The organism is Streptomyces sp. NPDC026538, assembly GCF_055567535.1.
Genome location: NZ_JBVHQG010000012.1, coordinates 188,798 through 203,740 on the forward strand (window position 1 = coordinate 188,798; position 14,943 = coordinate 203,740).

The 14,943-nt window shown below is 73.2% G+C and carries 13 protein-coding genes; 8 read left to right on the top strand and 5 right to left on the bottom strand.

What is annotated here, in order from left to right:
- Positions 1-116 precede the first annotated feature (116 nt).
- Positions 117-1,565 carry a GNAT family N-acetyltransferase gene (locus tag ACZ4N4_RS37640; protein ID WP_467597394.1) on the top strand — a complete coding sequence of 483 codons (1,449 nt, stop codon included), beginning with the start codon at positions 117-119 and terminating at the stop codon, positions 1,563-1,565.
- Positions 1,566-1,638: 73 nt separating this feature from the next.
- Here the strand turns inward: ACZ4N4_RS37640 and ACZ4N4_RS37645 are convergent, their stop codons facing one another.
- Positions 1,639-2,847, bottom strand: coding sequence for a trans-sulfuration enzyme family protein (locus ACZ4N4_RS37645; RefSeq protein ID WP_467597397.1), 1,209 nt, complete (start codon positions 2,845-2,847; stop codon positions 1,639-1,641).
- Positions 2,848-2,906: 59 nt separating this feature from the next.
- Here ACZ4N4_RS37645 and ACZ4N4_RS37650 point away from each other — a divergent pair, with 59 nt between their 5' ends.
- From ACZ4N4_RS37650 to ACZ4N4_RS37675, 6 genes are all read left to right on the top strand, one after another.
- Entirely contained in the window at positions 2,907-3,398 is a 492-nt protein-coding gene (locus ACZ4N4_RS37650; protein ID WP_362561907.1) for an Lrp/AsnC family transcriptional regulator, read from the top strand.
- 33 nt (positions 3,399-3,431) lie between these two features.
- A complete protein-coding gene (locus tag ACZ4N4_RS37655; RefSeq protein WP_467597402.1) occupies positions 3,432-5,120 on the top strand; it encodes a DUF885 domain-containing protein in 1,689 nt (562 codons plus the stop codon).
- Between the two features lie 282 nt (positions 5,121-5,402).
- Complete coding sequence (locus ACZ4N4_RS37660; protein WP_453563604.1) at positions 5,403-6,074, top strand: hypothetical protein; 672 nt, start codon at positions 5,403-5,405, stop codon at positions 6,072-6,074.
- A 144-nt stretch (positions 6,075-6,218) separates the two neighbouring features.
- The gene (locus ACZ4N4_RS37665) at positions 6,219-6,446 is read left to right on the top strand and encodes a ferredoxin (protein ID WP_450763766.1); all 228 of its coding nucleotides are present in this window, start codon (positions 6,219-6,221) and stop codon (positions 6,444-6,446) included.
- Positions 6,433-7,827, top strand: coding sequence for an NAD(P)/FAD-dependent oxidoreductase (locus ACZ4N4_RS37670; RefSeq protein ID WP_467597405.1), 1,395 nt, complete (start codon positions 6,433-6,435; stop codon positions 7,825-7,827). Before ACZ4N4_RS37665 ends, ACZ4N4_RS37670 begins: the two co-directional genes overlap by 14 nt.
- Positions 7,828-7,861: 34 nt before the next feature.
- A complete protein-coding gene (locus ACZ4N4_RS37675) occupies positions 7,862-9,094 on the top strand; it encodes a cytochrome P450 (protein WP_467597407.1) in 1,233 nt (410 codons plus the stop codon).
- Between the two features lie 7 nt (positions 9,095-9,101).
- Here the strand turns inward: ACZ4N4_RS37675 and ACZ4N4_RS37680 are convergent, their stop codons facing one another.
- Together ACZ4N4_RS37680 and ACZ4N4_RS37685 are read right to left on the bottom strand one after the other, a co-directional pair.
- Complete coding sequence (locus ACZ4N4_RS37680) at positions 9,102-9,617, bottom strand: immunity 21 family protein (protein ID WP_467597410.1); 516 nt, start codon at positions 9,615-9,617, stop codon at positions 9,102-9,104.
- A gap of 47 nt (positions 9,618-9,664) precedes the next feature.
- Positions 9,665-10,138: a rhodanese-like domain-containing protein gene (locus tag ACZ4N4_RS37685; protein ID WP_450763431.1), complete on the bottom strand. Its 474-nt coding sequence runs from the start codon at positions 10,136-10,138 to the stop codon at positions 9,665-9,667.
- Positions 10,139-10,271: 133 nt separating this feature from the next.
- On the opposite strand from ACZ4N4_RS37685, the gene ACZ4N4_RS37690 reads away from it, so the two are divergent.
- On the top strand, positions 10,272-10,718 hold the full coding sequence (locus ACZ4N4_RS37690; RefSeq protein WP_360495034.1) for an Lrp/AsnC family transcriptional regulator: 447 nt from the start codon (positions 10,272-10,274) through the stop codon (positions 10,716-10,718).
- Here ACZ4N4_RS37690 and ACZ4N4_RS37695 read toward each other — a convergent pair.
- Both ACZ4N4_RS37695 and ACZ4N4_RS37700 read right to left on the bottom strand, forming a co-directional pair.
- Entirely contained in the window at positions 10,715-13,705 is a 2,991-nt protein-coding gene (locus tag ACZ4N4_RS37695; RefSeq protein ID WP_467597413.1) for an AAA family ATPase, read from the bottom strand. The two genes, ACZ4N4_RS37690 and ACZ4N4_RS37695, sit on opposite strands and share 4 nt — an antisense overlap.
- Before the next feature lie 34 nt (positions 13,706-13,739).
- Entirely contained in the window at positions 13,740-14,903 is a 1,164-nt protein-coding gene (locus ACZ4N4_RS37700) for an exonuclease SbcCD subunit D (protein ID WP_467597416.1), read from the bottom strand.
- Positions 14,904-14,943 lie beyond the last annotated feature (40 nt).

Here is a 14,943-nt window from a genome sequence, read left to right on the forward strand (position 1 = left end):
CCTCGGCAATGGTAAAAACCATCACAAAAACAACATAAGCACGCTTTACCCGTCGGTCACAGCGCGTTCGTGATCACGCAACACCCTTCCTTCACAGTGGATGCATGAATCGAGACATGTCTGATGTGAGGCGCACACGAAACGGACGCCCCGTGCACCACTGGCGACGGGACGTCGTCGAACTCGCCGCCCTGTTCACGGCCGTCGCCGTGGCGGACGCGGTGGCGAACCTGATCGGGCACGGGCCCGGCGGCCCGGCGCTGCTGGTGACCTCGGCCGTGGTGCTGGCGGCGACGGCCGGCTTCCACGTGTGGTGGGCCAGGCGCCCAGGTCACGCACCTCCGGTGACCGATACCGATACCGGCGCCCGGCCGGCCGTCACCGAGACGCGGCAGGCCGGGCCCGGTCCAAAGGCCCCGGCGGCCGATGGCGCGCACAGCACACTGTGGCGACTGCGCACGACCGTGCGGGACGAGCCCGGTTCGCTGGCCGCGCTGTGCACCGCGCTCGCCGGGCACGCGGTCGACATCCTGAACCTGCAGACGCATCCGCTGGCCGACGGCACGGTCGACGAGTTCCTGCTGCGGGCCCCGGGCCTGCTGACGGCCGGTGAGATCACCCGGGCGGTCGCGCTGGCCGGGGGCACGGAGACCTGGATCGAGCGGGCCGACGCGCACGATCTGGTGGACGCTCCGACCCGGGTGCTCGGTCTGGCGACCCGAACCGCGCTGGACGCGGCGGAACTTCCGCTGGCCCTCCGGCAGTTGTTGGGGAGGTGCACGATCCGCTCGCTCCCCGCCCATCCGGTCGGCGGGGCCCGGAGCCCCGAGACGGTTCCCGTCGAAGGGGTGCTGGAGGACACCGTGATGCGGCTGCGCGCACCGGAGGGTGGAGTGATCACCGTGGAGCGGCCGTATCTGCCGTTCACGCCGACCGAGTTCGCGCGGGCGCGCGCGCTGGTGGAACTGGACGCCCGGCTCGGGCCGCGTATCCCGCACAGTCAGGACGTGCTCACCCTGTCCGAGGGCAGGGAGATCACCGTACGCCGGGCCGACACCGGTGACGTGGAGGCCGCGAAGGCCATGCACGAGCGCTGCTCGGCACGGACCCTCGGGTTGCGCTATCACGGGCCGGTCGGGGACGCGGACCGCTATCTGAACCACCTGCTCAGCCCTCGCTTCGGCCGGACGCTGGCCGTGCAGACCGCGTCGGGCCGGATCGTCGCGCTCGGGCATCTGCTGTGGGACGGGGACGAGACGGAGGTCGCGCTGCTCGTCGAGGACGACTGGCAGCGGCGCGGAATCGGCAGCGAGTTGCTGGGCCGGCTGGTGGGCATGGCCGTCGAGGCGGGCTGCGAGAGCGTGTACGCGGTGACGCAGGCGTCCAACACCGCGATGGTGGCGGCGATGCGGGGGCTGGAGTTGCCGTTGGACTATCAGATCGAGGAGGGGACGCTGGTCATCACGGCCCGGCTGGCGGCGGTTCCGGCGGAGCCGGGGGATGCCGTGCCTGCCATGGGGTGGCTTTCCGGTGCGGGTGAGGCTGGGAAGGCCGAAGCGCCGTAGGGCTCAGGGGCGTCTCACGACTGCGGGTGCGTGGGAGCTGGTTGCGCAGTTCCCCGCGCCCCTTTCGGGGCGCTCAGATGTCCCCCAGTGCCCGGTCCAGGTCCGCCCACAGGTCGTCCACGTCCTCCAGGCCCACCGACAGCCGCAGCAGTCGGTCGCTCACCCCGGCGCCCCGGCGGTCCTCGGCGTCGACCACGCGGTGGCTGATGGAGGCCGGGTGCTGGATGAGGGAGTCGACGCTGCCGAGGCTGACGGCCGGGGTGACCAGCCGTACCCGGGAGACGACCTCGTGCGGGTCGCCGTGCACCTCGAAGGCGATCATCGCGCCGCCCAGGCGCGGGTAGTGGGTACGGGCGATGCGCGGGTCGGCGGTGAGACGGCGGGCGAGTTCGGCGGCGGTGGCGGAGGCGGCCCGGACCCGGACCGGGAGGGTCGACAGGCCGCGCAGCAGCAGGTAGCCGGCCAGCGGGTGCAGGACGCCCCCGGTCGCGAAACGTATCTTCCTGAGCTGCCCGGCGAACTCCTCGTCGCAGGCGACCACCCCGGCCAGCACGTCGCCGTGGCCGCCGAGGTACTTGGTGGCGCTGTGCAGCACCAGCCGGGCGCCGTGTTCGGCGGGCCGCTGGAGGACGGGGGTGGCGAAGGTGTTGTCGGCGAGCAACGGGACCGTGCCGCAGGCGTGGGCGACGGCCCGCAGGTCGAGTTCGGCGAGGGTCGGGTTGGCCGGGGACTCGACCAGCACCAGGCCGGTGTCGGGGCGCAGCGCGTCGGTGATGCCCGCCGGGTCGGTCCAGGTGACCTCGGTGCCCAGGAGACCGGCGGTGAGCAGGTGGTCGCTGCACCCGTACAAAGGCCGTACGGCGACGACATGGCGCAGGCCGGTCGCCGCGCGGGCGAGCAGCACGGCGCTCAGGGCGGCCATGCCGCTGGCGAAGGCGACGGCCGACTCGGTGCCCTCCAGACGGGCCAGGGCGGTCTCGAAGCGGGCGACCGTCGGATTGCCGAGCCGCCCGTAGACCGGCGGTCCGGTCGGGTCCGCGCCGTCGGTGGCGAAGGCGTCAATGCGGGCGGCCTCGGCACGGCTGTCGTAGGACGGGTAGGTGGTGGACAGGTCGATCGGCGGGGCGTGCAGGCCCTGGCGGGCGAGGTCGTCGCGGCCGGCGTGCACGGCCTCGGTGGCCAGGGCGCGCGAGGCGCCGGACAGTCGCGTCGCGCCGGCGCGGAGGTTCACCGAGTCGTCGTAGGCGCGCACTGAATCGTCATAGGTGCTCGTCGAGTCCATGCCCGAAGGGTGAACATCGAGCGGGGTACGGGAAGCGAACACCGTGTTACGTTCGCCGTGTGGCCGAATCTGTCGTACTGGATCCGGTCGATCTGCATCTGCTTCGGCTGCTGCAGAACGACGCCCGGACCACCTACCGCGATCTCGCCGCCCGGGTGGGCGTGGCGCCGTCGACCTGTCTGGACCGGGTGACCCGGCTGCGGCGCTCGGGAGTGATCCTCGGGCATCGGCTGGAGCTCGATCCGGCCAAGCTCGGGCGTGGCCTGGAGGCGTTGCTCTCGGTGCAGGTGAGGCCGCACCGGCGGGAGTTGGTGGGGCCGTTCGTGGAGCGGATCAGGGCGCTGCCGGAATCGCGGACGGTGTTCCATCTGACCGGTCCCGACGACTACCTCGTGCATGTGGCGGTGGCCGACATGACGGACCTGCAGCGGCTGGTCCTGGACGAGTTCACGTCCCAGCGCGAAGTGGCCCGGGTGGAGACCCGGTTGATCTTCCAGCAGTGGGAGTGCGGACCGCTGCTCCCGCCTACGCCGTCAGCTCAATCCCAGTGACGTGCGGCGGCCCGCCGTACGAGGATGGACCGCATGTCACAGACCAACAGCCCGCTGCCCCGCCAGGTCGCCGACACCTTCGTCGACGAGCTCATTGCCCTCGATCCGATCACCGGTACGTTCCTCGGCGTCAAAGAGAGTTCGAGCCGTCTGCCGGACACCTCGCCGGCCGGCGCCGAGGCGCTCGCCCGGCTCCAGCGTGACACGCTCGCCAAGCTCGACGAGGCCGAACGGCAGCCCGGCGCGGACAGTGACATCGAGCGTCGCTGCGCGCGTCTGCTGCGCGAGCGGCTCACCGCCTCCCTCGCCGTGCACGAGGCGGACGAGAGCCTGCGTTCCGTGAGCAACCTGAGCTCGGCCGCGCACGCGGTGCGTCAGGTGTTCACCGTGACGCCCACGGCCACCGAGGAGGACTGGGCGGCCGTCGCCGAGCGGCTGCGCGCCGTGCCGGCCGCGCTGGAGGGCTACCGGCAGTCCCTGGAACTCGGTCTGGAGCGGAAGCTGCACGCGGGGCCGCGCGCCACCGCCACCTTCGTCGGACAGCTCGGCGAATGGACCGACACGGGCGACGGCCGGGGCTGGTTCGAGCAGTTCGCCGCCTCCGGGCCCGAGGCGCTGCGCGCCGAGCTGGACGAGGCCGCCCGCGCCGCCACCCAGGGTGTCGCGGCGCTGCGCGCGTGGATGCGGGACGTGTACGCGCCGGCCATCGAGGGTGCCCCGGACGTGGTGGGCCGCGAGCGTTACGCCCGCTGGGTCCGCTACTACAACGGCACCGACCTCGACCTGGACGAGGCGTACGCGTACGGCTGGGCCGAGTACCACCGGCTGCTCGGCGAGATGAGGACCGAGGCCGAGAAGATCCTGCCCGGCGCGGCCACGCCGTGGGTGGCGCTGGCGCACCTGGACGAGCACGGCAGTCACATCGAGGGCGTCGACGAGGTCCAGCGCTGGCTGCAGTCCGTGATGGACGAGGCCATCGAAGAGCTGGACGGCACCCACTTCGACCTGGCCGAGCGGGTCCGCCGCGTGGAGTCCCGGATCGCTCCCCCCGGCAGCGCGGCGGCGCCGTACTACACACCGCCGTCGGACGACTTCTCGCGCCCCGGCTGCACCTGGCTGCCGACCATGGGCCAGGCCCGGTTCCCGGTCTACGACCTGGTCTCGACCTGGTACCACGAGGGTGTACCCGGCCACCACCTCCAGCTGGCGCAGTGGAAGCACATCGCCGACAACCTCTCCCGCTACCAGGCCAGCGTGGGCATGGTCAGCGCCAACGCCGAGGGCTGGGCGCTGTACGCGGAGCGGCTGATGGACGAGCTGGGCTTCCTGACCGACCCGGAGCGCCGGCTCGGTTACCTGGACGCGCAGATGATGCGCGCCGCGCGGGTCATCATCGACATCGGCATGCACCTGGAGCTGACGATCCCTGACGACTCCCCCTTCCACCCCGGGGAGCGCTGGACGCCGGAGCTGGCGCAGGAGTTCTTCGGCGCGCACAGCAGCCGCCCGGCGGACTTCGTGGAGAGCGAGCTGACCCGCTATCTGTCCATGCCGGGGCAGGCCATCGGCTACAAGCTGGGCGAGCGGGCCTGGCTGCTGGGCCGGGAGCAGGCCCGCGAGCGGCGCGGCGACGCCTTCGACCTCAAGGCCTGGCACATGGCGGCCCTGTCCCAGGGGTCACTGGGTCTGGACGACCTGGTGGACGAACTGTCGCAGCTCTGACGGCACGTCCGTGGCGGTGGCCGCCTCGGAGCCGACGACCTGCCCGGTGACCCGGCGTGCCTCGTGCGACGAGCCGCGCCGAGTCGTCGGGGCCGGCCCCGGTGTCCGGCCGGGAACCGTGCGGCCACGGCCGCGCCGAACTGGCCGGACCCGCGCCCGGCAACGCACCGCGGACGGCGGCCGGGAGGGCGCCGTCTGCCGTTCGGGTGTGCTCCGGTGGCGGTGGACGGGCGCAGGCGGCTTGCTGGTGCGGGGGGCCATCGCACAGGAAGCGAGCCGCGCATGCAGACCTCCACGCCCCGGCGGCAGTCGCTGGAGGCCCCCCGTGCCGCCGGTGTGGCCGGCATCGTCTTCGCTCTGCTGCTGGCCGCCGCGATCGTGCTGATCCGGCTGGGTGTCCCGCAGGGCGCGGACGCGGTCAACGCCCAGGCACCGGACCCCGCTCAGCGCAGCGCCGTCCACGCGGCCCTCCTGCTGGTGCCGTTCGCCGGCATCTTCTTCCTCTGGTTCGCCGGCGCGGTGCGCGCCCATGTCGGCGACAACGAGGACCGGTTCATCGCCACCGTGTTCCTCGGCAGCGGGCTGGTCTTCACGGCCACGATGTTCGGCGCCGCCGCGGCGGCCGCGGCCCTGCTGGACACCGCGCACCCGGCGGGTACCTCGCCCTCCCGGCCCACCTGGGACTTCGGCCAGCACTTCGCGTACACGCTGATGACCGGCTACGCCATGCGGATGGCGGCCGTCTTCGTCTGTTCCACCTCGGTGATCGGGCACCGACTGGGCATCCTGCCGCGCTGGCTCACGGTGCTGGGTTTCCTCTGCACCCTGGTCCTGCTGTTCGTGTCGTCGGTCGTGCCGTGGGCCGAGCTGGTGTTCCCGGCCTGGTCGCTGCTGCTCAGCTCCTACATCGTCGTGGCGGGTTTCCGGCGTTCCGCCCCGGCCCCGGCGTCCTGAGGACTCACCCGATCGGAAGTCCCCGGCGCGCGGTGGCACACGCGGGCGCCCATGCTGACGTGCGGGGAGTTCTCGGCGGTCCGAGACTGAAGCCACGGACTGGCGGTACGCACGACACCTGGCCACCGGAAGGGCGGAGCCATGATGCGCCTTGTCGTCGATCTCAACAGATGTCAGGGATACGCGCAGTGCGCGTTCCTCGCCCCTGACGTCTTCGCCATGCACGGCGAGGAGTCGCTCGTCTACAGCCCACACGCCGAGGAGGAGCAGCGGGAGCGGCTGGCCCGTGCCGTCGCCGCCTGCCCGGTGCAGGCGATCACCGCCGACGGCCTGGACGGGGCTGTGGGAGGGACGTCCGATGGCGCCCGCTGACTATCTCGACTGGCTCCGGCGGGAGGGCCGGATCGTGATCGTGGGTGCCTCGCTGGCCGGGCTTCGGGGCGCCGAGACGCTGCGCGCCGAGGGCTTCACCGGGGAACTCACCATGATCGGCGACGAGCCCTACGAGCCGTACGACCGGCCGCCGCTGTCCAAGGGGGTGCTGCTCGGCAAGGCGTCCCCGAACCACACCGAACTGCCCCGCCGCCGGGAGATCGACGCGAAGTGGCGGCTGGGGGTCGCGGCGACCGGTCTCGACATCGAGGCCAGGCGGGTCCGGCTGGCCGACGGCGACGAGGTCGAGTACGACCGTCTGCTGATCGCGACCGGAGTGAGCGCCCGGCCCTGGCCAAGGGAGGACGAGGCCCGGCTGGAGGGCGTGTTCACCCTGCGCACCCGGGACGACGCGGCCGCGCTGCTGCGGCGGCTGAAGGCCGGCCCGCGCCGGGTGTTCGTGATCGGCGCCGGGTTCACCGGTTCGGAGATCGCCTCGGCCTGCCGGGAGCACGGGATCGAGGTCACCGTGGCGGAACGCGCGGGCGCGCCGCTGGTGGGCGCCCTGGGCGGGGTGATCGGCGCGGTCGCGGCCGACATGCACCGCGAGAACGGGGTGGACCTGCGCACCGGGGTCATGGTCACCGCGCTGGAGGGCGACTCGGCCGGCCGGGTGCGCGCCGTCCATCTGTCCGACGAGAGCATCGTCGAGGCGGACGTCGTGATCGTGTCGCTCGGCGCGATCCGCAACACCGGCTGGCTCGCCGGATCCGGTCTCGGCGCGGGCCCCCGGGGCATCGCCTGCGACGCGGGCTGCCGTGCCTTCGACTTCCGGGGCATCGTCACCGACGACATCTTCGTCGCCGGCGATGTCGCCCGGTCCCCGCACGCCCTGTTCGGCTATCAGTTCCTCTCCCTGGAGCACTGGGGCAACGCGGTCGCGCAGGCCGAGATCGCCGCGCACAACATGATCAGCCCGAGCGCGGAGCGCAGGCCGCATCTGTGGGTGCCGGCGTTCTGGTCGTCCCAGTTCGGCGTGAACATCAAGTCCGTCGGGGTGCCGCCGATGGGCGAGCAGATCATGATCACGCAGGGCTCGCTGGCCGAACGCCGGTTCGTCGGGGTGTACGGCTACAAGGGCCGGACGATCGCCGCGGTGAGCTTCGACAACACCCGGTGGCTGGAGTTCTACCAGCGGCAGATCGAGAAGGGCGCGCCGTTCCCGGTGGAGTTCCCGACGGTGGACCGCCGTCCCGAGGGCCGGGTGCCGGTCGACGCCGACTTCCCGGACCCCGCGCTGCCTACGCACGGTCCCATGGTGACCCTCAGCGGCTACTCGCCGACCGACCAGCAGCTGGTCTTCCACCCCGCCCGCCACTGACCGCGCCCCGGCCCCGACGCTCGAAGGACCTGTCATGACGACGCAGACCTCGATGTTGCGCCAGATCACCGACTTCGCGAACCGCGCCAACCCGTACCCGGTGTACGAGGAACTCCGCAAGACGCCGGTGCTCCACGAGGAGGACGACGGTCCCTACATCATCAGCTCCTACCACGACATCGAGGCCCTGCTGCACGATCCGCGGATCAGCTCCGACGAGTCGAACGTGACCGCCGGCGGCCACGACGACCTGTCCGGTCCGGAGGCGACGGGACTGCCGCCGAGCTTCATCCGGCTCGACCCGCCGGAGCACGACCGGCTGCGCAGGATCGCCAACAGCTCCTTCGGGCCACCGCACCGGCCGCGCCGGATCGACGACATGCGGGGCCAGCTGGAGGAGATCATCACCGGTCTCGTCGACGGCCTCGGAGACGCCCGGGAGTTCGACCTCGTCGACCAGGTCGCGTACCCCTTCCCGGTCACCGCGATCTGCCGGCTGCTCGGTGTGCCGCGCGAGGACGAGCCCCGTTTCCGGGCCTGGGTCGACCCGATCGTCGCAGGCCTGGACCCCGACAGCCGTACGGCGGCCGACTCCCAGCGCACCGCGCAGGAGGCCCGGCTGCAGCTCGGCATGTACCTGAACGGGCTGGTGGAGCAGCGAACCAGGGAACCCCGTGACGACATGCTGTCCGACCTGGTGCACAGCAGTGGTCCGGACGGCTCCATGACGACCATTGAGGTGCTGAGCACCGCGGTGCTGCTGCTCATCGCCGGCCATGAGACGACCGTCAACCTGATCACCAACGGCATGCTGACGCTGCTGCGGCACCCGGAGGTCCTGGAGCGGCTGCGCAACGACCCGGGCCTGTCGGTGCGGATCGTGGAGGAACTGCTGCGTTACGAGCCGCCGGTGCAGCTCGTGCCGCAGCGCACCTGCATCGCCGACATCGAGGTGCGCGGGGTGACCATCCCCAAGGGTTCGCGCATCTGGCTCGTCCTGGCCGCGGGCAACCGGGACCCGGAGCGGTTCCCGGACCCCGACCGGTTCGACCCGGACCGCCAGGACATCCAGCACCTCGGGTTCGGCAGCGGCATCCACAGTTGTTTCGGCGCCCCGCTGGCCCGTATCGAAGCCCAGCTCGCGCTCGCCCAGCTGGCCCGCCGGCTCGACAACCCGCGACTCGTCGAGGACCCGCCGCCCTACCGGCCGAATGCGGTGCTGCGCGGTCCGCGCCACCTCAACATCGCGATCGACGGGCTCAAGTGACGAACGGTCAGTTGTCGACCTTGCGCAACCGCACGAGGCCCAGCCAGGTTTCCGGGCCGGGCCTGGTGTAGGCGGCGTGCACCTCGTAGGTGCCGGGCTCCAGCGGGACCCGCAGACGGTCCCCGCCCGCCGCCTCGCCGCCCGGCCAGGCGGAGTCGAACAGGACGACGGGGCCCGGCACCTGCCAGCGGATCTCGTTCTCCCACACCGCGCTGTCGAGTGCGGCCGGGACCTGGGCCAGCAGCTCGTCCTCGGAGTCGGCGGCGGACCAGCGTATGAACGTGCCGTGGTCCGGCAGGAAGGACGTCGAGGCGGGTTCGTCGCCGAGGACCAGGGCCGCGCTGTCCCCGACCGGGAGCAGTCCGACGTAGCCGTCGACCTCGCAGGCCCGGTCGTAGTCGGTGGCCAGTTCCTCGCTGTCGGCTCCGGCCCAGAACGGCAGGACCGTCTCCGGGACCGCCACGAGCGGGCCGCCGCCCGACTCCACCCACTCCACCGCGCCTGGATCCGCATAACGAGTCATGGGGTGAACCTACACGTACAGCGACAGCACGAGTTCGCCACCGGGAATCAGCAACCGCAGTCGCCCTCGACGGGTGCGGTCAGCGGGTCCGGAGCCCGGCGGGTACGGCCCTGCCAGGTCTCGAACTCGAAGCCCTCACGCACCCAGTACTCGAACCCGCCGAGCAACTCCTTGACTCGGTAACCGAGTTCGGCCAGGGCCAGGGCGGCGCGGGTCGCGCCGTTGCAGCCGGGACCCCAGCAGTACGTCACCACGGGCACGTCCCTGTCGAGGAGCCGGGCCGCCTGCTCGGGGATCAGCGCGGTGGGCAGGTGGACGGCGCCGGGGATGTGGCCCTGGTCCCAGGACTCGGTGGAGCGGGAGTCCAGGACGACGAAGCCGGGGTCGCCGTCGGCGGCGAGGGCGGCGGCCACGTCGGAGACGTCGGCGTGGAAGACGAGGCTCGCCCGGAAGTGGGCGGCGGCCTCGGCGGGCGCGGCGGGGGCGACGCGCAGGACGGGGTTCACGGTGGTGGCGGTCATCTGGGGCCTTTCACTGGCCGCCGTGCGGCGGATCTCCATGCCCCGAAATCTACGGCCGGTGACCGATCGTCCTGAAGGTACGATCCCCGGCCCTGGCCTTGTCCGGCCGGGGATTCCCTGTTATCCATCCGTCATGACCGTGTTTTCCCCGGACGCCACCGACTGGCGCATCCTCGATGTCCTCCAGCGCGAGGGCCGGGCCAGCTTTGCCGAGCTGGCGCGTGCCGTCGCGATGTCCCCGAGCGCGGTGACCGAGCGGGTGCGCCGCCTCGAGGAGGCGGGCGTGATCCAGGGGTACGCGGCCGTGGTCGACCCGGAGCGGCTGGGCCTGCCGATCCTGGCCTTCGTCCGGCTGCGCTATCCGAACGGCAACTACCGGCCGTTCCACGACCTGGTCGCCGCCACCCCCGAGATCCTGGAGGCGCACCACGTCACGGGGGACGACTGCTTCGTCATCAAGGTCACCGCCCGCTCGATGCGTCACCTGGAGGAGATCTCCGGCAGGATCGGCACCCTGGGCTCGGTGACGACGAGCGTCGTCTACTCCTCGCCCCTCCCCCGCCGCGCCATCGGTACCTAGACCCCGCGCCGGTGCAGCGTCGAGCCCGATCTGCCCTTCGCCACCTCCAGTTGGGCGTGGATACGGCGGCGCAGGTCCGGGACGTGGCTGACGATGCCCACGCTGCGGTCGCGTTCGCGCAGCGAGTCGAGGACGTCGAGGACCTCGTCCAGGGTCTGGTCGTCGAGGCTTCCGAAGCCCTCGTCGATGAAGAGGGTGTCGAGCCGGACCCCGCCGGCCTCGTCGGTGACGACATCGGCGAGGCCGAGGGCGAGCGCGAGGGAGGCGAAGAAGGTCTCGCCGCCGGACAGGGTGGCGGTGTCCCGCTCGCGTCCGGTCCAGGCGTCGACGACGTGCAGCCCGAGACCGCTGCGGCCGCGTCCGGTGCGGTCGTCGGAGTGGACGAGGGTGTAGCGGCCGGAGGACATGCGGTGCAGGCGTACGGTCGCGGCGGCGGCGACCTGTTCCAGGCGGGCCGCCAGGACGTACGACTCCAGCCGCATCCGGCGCTCGTTGTCGGCGGAGGTGCCGGCGGTGAGGGCGGCGAGCCGGGCGACCCGCTCGTACTCCTCGCGCAGCGGCCCGAGCCGGCGCACGCCCTCGGTCGCGCGGGCGGACAGACGGTCGAGTTCGGCGCGGCAGCGGTCGGCCCGGTCCCGGGCGGAGGCGGCCTCGCGCAGCCGCCGGGCCGCCGTGGCGGCGTCGCGCTCCGCCGCGTCGAGGTCGGCGGGCGGCTGCTGGGCGGCCGCCGCGGTGTCGGCCTCCGCCAGCACCGCGCGCACCGCGGTCTCCTCGGACTGCCAGTCGTCCAGGCGCCGTTGGAGCTCTCGGTGGGCGGTGGCGTCGAGGAGGGCGGCGGCCGCGTCCTGCGGGGTGTCGAAGCCGGCCCGGAAGGCGGCGTCGGCGAGCCGTGCGTCGGCGTCCTTCAGATGCCGGGCGGTGTCGTCGGCGGCGCGGGCGGCGTCGGCGGCGTCGGTGAGGAGTGTCACCTGCCGCTCCAGCTGCGCGGCCCGGGCGGCGACACTGACCGCACCGCCCCGGGCCGCGGCCAGCTCCTCCTCCAGAGAGGCCAGTTCCGTGTCGAGGCCGTCCCGCCGGGTCAGCCGGGCGGCGGCCCGGACCTCGGCCTGCTGCCGGCCGGCCAGCCGGCGCTCGCGCTCCTGCTCGGCGAGCCGCAGCTCCTCCTGCGCCGCGTGCAGGTCGGAGGCCGCGCGCCGGGCCCGCGCGTACTCCTGCTCCAACTCATCGGCCTCGGCGGCGAGTTGACTGGTAGGTGTGTCGGTCGCCTCGGCGGTGGCGGCGGCCAGTGCCTCACGGACGGTGCCGAGGCGCCGCTCATCCTCGGCGCGCTGCTCGTCGGCGCGCTGGTAGGCGGCGAGAGCCCGCTCCTCCGCCTCCCGGTCGACATGCCCCGCGAACTTCCGCGCGGGCGCCGGATGCTGAGTGGACCCGCATACCGCACAGGGTGCGCCGTCGGTGAGATCGGCGGCCAGTTCTGCGGCGATGCCGTTCAGGCGCTGTTCCTTGAGGTCGAGCCAGTGGGCCCGCGCGTCGACGGCCTGCCGCGCGGAGGCCAGGGCCGCGCGCTGGGCCTCGTCCGTGTCCCGACCCAGCTCGTCCCGCAGCCGCGCCGCCGCCAGCCGCCGGCGGGCCGGATCGCGCTGGACGGCGAGCTGCTCGGCGCGGGTCGCGGCCTCCTGGGCGGAGTCGATCCGGGTCCCCAGTCCCGCGCGTACGGTGTCCCAGTCGGCGAGCCAGCCCGCGGCCTCGCGCAGGGCGTCCTCGTCGTCCCGCTCCTGCCGGTCCAGACGCCCGCGCTCGTCCACGACCTCGGCGAGCCGCCGCTCGGCCCGGCGCGCGGACTCCAGCCCGCCCAGCTCCTCGGCCGCCCGGCGGGCAGCGGTGGCGAGTCCCGCCGCACCGGCTCCCGCGAAGGTCTCCGGCAGCAGCGCACGCGTGCGCGCCTCGGCGGCGGCCGCCTCCCGGTGCCCGGCCTCGGCGGCGTCCCGCAGCTCCAGCGTCGGCGCCACCGCCGCCGCCTGCCGCCCCCGCTCCATCCGCGCCTGCGCCGCACGGCGGTCCCCGGCCCGCTCCTCCAGCCGTACGGCCCGCTCCCGGGCCTCGGCGAACCGGCCCTGCAGCCGGGCCAGTTCGCGGACGCCGGCCAGTGCGCGGTCGGCGGCGAACTGGGCGGACTCGGCCGCGGAGAGGCGGCAGTGGGCGACGGTGAGGTGCTCGCGGGCGGTGCTGCGGGCGACCGCGGCGGCGGTGAGGACGGCCTCGGCGAGGCCGGGCTCGCCCGGGGACAGCTCCGGCAGCTCCATCGCGTCGCCGGCTTCCTGCTGCATGCGGTGTGCGTCGGCCAGCAGCGCGGAGTCGCCGTCCCGTACCCGGGCCTCGGTCGCCTTCCGGCGCTCGGCGAGGCGCTTCTCGACGTCGGCGAAGCGCTGGGTGTCGAAGAGGCGGCCGAGCAGCTGGCCGCGGGCGCCGGCGTCGGCGCGCAGGAAGCGGGCGAAGTCGCCCTGGGGCAGCAGGACGACCTGGCAGAACTGCTCGCGGCTCATGCCGAGCAGCTGGCTGATCTCCTCGCCGATCTCCTGGTGGGAGCGGCTGAGGTCCTTCCAGGCGCCCCCCGTGGCGTCGTACTCGCGCAGCCAGGTCTGGGCCTTGTCGAGGGTGGTGCCCGAGCCGCGTTTCTTGGGGCGCTCCCAGGGCGGCTGCCGGGTGATCTCCAACCGGCGTCCGCCGACGGTGAGTTCGAGGCGGATCTCGGTGCGGGTGGCCGGGTCGGCGTGGTCGCTGCGCAGGGATGTGCCCTGGCCGCTCTGGCGGGCGCCCGGGACGGTGCCGTAGAGCGCGTAGCAGACGGCGTCCAGGACGGAGGTCTTTCCGGCGCCGGTCGGGCCGTGCAGCAGGAAGAGCCCGGCGGCGGAGAGCGCGTCGAAGTCGACGCGCTGGGTGGCACCGAAGGGGCCGAAGGCGGTGATGTCGAGCCGGTGGAGCCTCACTCGGCGGCCTCCGTGATCCGTCGCGGGTACGTCCTCACCGCGCCACCTCCCGCACCGCGAGGTCAGCGTGCACGGCGTCGAAGGCGTCGCCCAGCACGGTCAGTTCCCGCTGGTCGGGGCCCGCGCCGCGGACATGGGCGACGAAGTCCTCGGCGATCTGGCGGTCGGTGCGGCCGGCCAGGCGGCGGGCGTAGGTCACGTCGGGGTCGTCCGGGGCGCGGTCGGGGGCGAAGACCAGGCTGAGGGCGTGCGGGAAGCGGTCGGTGAGCCGGGCCATCGGGTCGGCGGGGCGGACCGGGTCGGTGAGGGTGGCCTCGATCCAGGCGGACTCGTGCCGGGTCAGGGCGGGGTCGGCGAGCAGGTCGTCGAGCGTGCCGCGGACGCGCGCCAGGTGGCGCGGGACCGGGCAGTCCAGGCGCTCGGCGGTGACGGCACCGTCGGCGGCCAGGTCGACGAGCCACATGCTCTTGCGGTGGTCGGCCTCGGAGAAGGAGTACGCCAGCGGAGACCCGGAGTAGCGGACGCGCTCGGTGATGGTCTGGCAGCCGTGCAGGTGGCCCAGCGCGACGTAGTCGACGCCGTCGAAGACTCCGGCCGGGACGGCGGCCACCCCGCCGACGGTGATGTCCCGCTCGCTGTCGCTGGCCTCGCCGCCGGTGACGAAGGCGTGCGCGAGGACGACGGAACGCGTGCCCGGAGGGCGGGCGGCGAGGTCGGCGCGGACCCGGTCCATGGCCGCGGCCAGCACCGGCTCGTGCCCGGCCTTCTCGACGGCGAACTCGTCCTTCACCAGGGCGGGTTCGAGATACGGCAGGCCGAAGAAGGCGACGTCGCCGAATGCGTCGGTGAGCACGACGGGCGTGCCGCAGGCCGACGGCTCGGTGCGCAGATGAATGCCCGCGCGGTCGATGAGACCGGCGCCGACGCCCAGCCGGCGGGCCGAGTCGTGGTTGCCGGAGATCATGACCGTGGGCACGCCCAGGTCGGCCAGCCGGTGCAGGGCGTCGTCGAACAGCTCGACCGCGGCCAGCGGCGGGACCGCGCGGTCGTACACGTCTCCCGACACGACCACGGCGTCGACGGCGTGCTCACGCACGGTCGTCACGAGGTGACCGATGAACTCGGCCTGGGCGCCGAGCATGTTCACCCGGTGGAACGCCCGGCCGAGGTGCCAGTCGGAAGTGTGCAGGAGTCTCATGATCCCCGAGGTTAACGGCCGGGTCTGACATCACGGGCGC

Bases quoted from the DNA above. Each gene is read 5' to 3' on its own strand.
- ACZ4N4_RS37685 (WP_450763431.1), bottom strand. From the start codon at position 10,138: ATGACCGCCACCACCGTGAACCCCGTCCTGCGCGTCGCCCCCGCCGCG.
- ACZ4N4_RS37680 (WP_467597410.1), bottom strand. From the start codon at position 9,617: ATGACTCGTTATGCGGATCCAGGCGCGGTGGAGTGGGTGGAGTCGGGC.
- ACZ4N4_RS37670 (WP_467597405.1), top strand. From the start codon at position 6,433: ATGGCGCCCGCTGACTATCTCGACTGGCTCCGGCGGGAGGGCCGGATC.
- ACZ4N4_RS37640 (WP_467597394.1), top strand. From the start codon at position 117: ATGTCTGATGTGAGGCGCACACGAAACGGACGCCCCGTGCACCACTGG.
- ACZ4N4_RS37665 (WP_450763766.1), top strand. From the start codon at position 6,219: ATGCGCCTTGTCGTCGATCTCAACAGATGTCAGGGATACGCGCAGTGC.
- ACZ4N4_RS37690 (WP_360495034.1), top strand. From the start codon at position 10,272: ATGACCGTGTTTTCCCCGGACGCCACCGACTGGCGCATCCTCGATGTC.
- ACZ4N4_RS37655 (WP_467597402.1), top strand. From the start codon at position 3,432: ATGTCACAGACCAACAGCCCGCTGCCCCGCCAGGTCGCCGACACCTTC.
- ACZ4N4_RS37660 (WP_453563604.1), top strand. From the start codon at position 5,403: ATGCAGACCTCCACGCCCCGGCGGCAGTCGCTGGAGGCCCCCCGTGCC.
- ACZ4N4_RS37645 (WP_467597397.1), bottom strand. From the start codon at position 2,847: ATGGACTCGACGAGCACCTATGACGATTCAGTGCGCGCCTACGACGAC.
- ACZ4N4_RS37700 (WP_467597416.1), bottom strand. From the start codon at position 14,903: ATGAGACTCCTGCACACTTCCGACTGGCACCTCGGCCGGGCGTTCCAC.
- ACZ4N4_RS37675 (WP_467597407.1), top strand. From the start codon at position 7,862: ATGACGACGCAGACCTCGATGTTGCGCCAGATCACCGACTTCGCGAAC.